This is a genomic window from Cellulomonas sp. B6 (assembly GCF_001462455.1).
Lineage (GTDB): Bacteria > Actinomycetota > Actinomycetes > Actinomycetales > Cellulomonadaceae > Cellulomonas.
The window spans coordinates 1-1,326 of the sequence record NZ_LNTD01000123.1 but is presented as its reverse complement, the minus strand read 5'-3'; the positions used below and the strand labels follow the sequence as shown (position 1 = coordinate 1,326).

General features: G+C 75.0%; 1 protein-coding gene. It reads right to left on the bottom strand.

From position 1 onward, the window contains the following. Positions 1 to 55: 55 nt before the first annotated feature. Positions 56 to 1,168 (bottom strand): LLM class flavin-dependent oxidoreductase, encoded by a 1,113-nt coding sequence (locus tag ATM99_RS11560; protein WP_062103068.1) that lies wholly within the window; start codon positions 1,166 to 1,168, stop codon positions 56 to 58. Between the last annotated feature and the right edge of the window lie 158 nt (positions 1,169 to 1,326).

Genomic DNA, 1,326 nt, shown 5'->3' with positions numbered 1-1,326 from the left:
CGGCGGGTGGCGGGTCCGGGCGGCGGCGCGTCCGGTCGGGCGGCAGGTCCGGACGTCAGGCGACGCGGGCCGCGGCGGCGTCGCGCTCGGCGACCCCCTCGCGGACGAGCGGGATGACGTACCGGCCGAAGTCGACGGCGTCGTCGAGCAGGTCGTACCCGCGGGCGGAGATCACGCGGACGCCCAGGTCGTAGTACGCGAGCAGCGCCTGCGCGACCTGCTCGGGCGTCCCGACGAGCGCGTTGGAGTTGCCCGCGCCGCCCGTCGCCCGGGCGGTCGCCGTCCACAGCACCTCGTCGTGCCGGTCGCCCTCGGCGGCGATCTGCAGCAGCCGCTGCGAGCCCGCGTTCTCGGGCGCGTCGACCGGGTGCCGACGGCTGAGCGTGCCGCCGAGTGCCGCCTTGCGCGCCTCGATGCGGTCGAGCACGCGGTGGGCCTTCTCCCACGCGAGCTCCTCGGTCGGCGCGACGATCGGCCGGAAGGCGGCGTGGATGCGCGGCGGCGTCGCGCGCCCGGCCGCCGCGGCCTCGGCGTGCACGCGGTCGATCTGCTCGCGCGTGCGCGCCCGCGGTTCGCCCCAGACGGCGAAGACGTCCGCCTCGGCGGCACCCACCCGGTAGGCGGCGTCCGACGAGCCGCCGAACGAGATGGTCGGCGTGCGGCCACCGAACGGCTTGACGTCGAGCACGAAGTCCTCGAGGTCGTAGTGCGTGCCGTGGTGGTCGAACGGGGTCTCGCTCGCCCACGCCTGCTTGACGACGCGGATGTACTCGCCCGTGCGGTCGTACCGCTCGTCCTTGGTGAGCGTGTCGCCCTCGCGCCGCTGCTCGTGGTCGTTGCCGCCGGTGATGAAGTGCACCGACAGGCGCCCGCCGGACACCTGGTCGAGCGTCGCGAACGTCTTGGCCGCGTACGTCGGCGCCGACACGTTGGGGCGGTGCGCGAGCAGCAGCTGGACGTCCGGCACGCGCGCGGCGACGTACGCGGCGAGCGCGGCCGGGTCGGCGCCGGACGAGCCGTACGCGAAGAGCACACGCGTCCAGCCGTGGTCGGCGTGCGCGCGCACGAGCCGCTCGAGGTAGGCGAGGTCGAGCGGGCCGGACGTCGTGCGGGCGGACGTCTCGGACGCGTCGGACGGGGCGGCGATGCCGAGGAACTCGACGGGCACGGTGGTCTCCTGGGGTCGGGTCGGGTCGGGTCGGGTCGAGCTGAAGTGACATCTCGCGCGGAGAGAGCGATCCGGTCTCGCCGCGCGAGGCTGGATCGCCCTCTCACGCCGAGAGGGCGATCCGGTCTTGCTCCGCGTGGAACTGGATTGACCTCTCG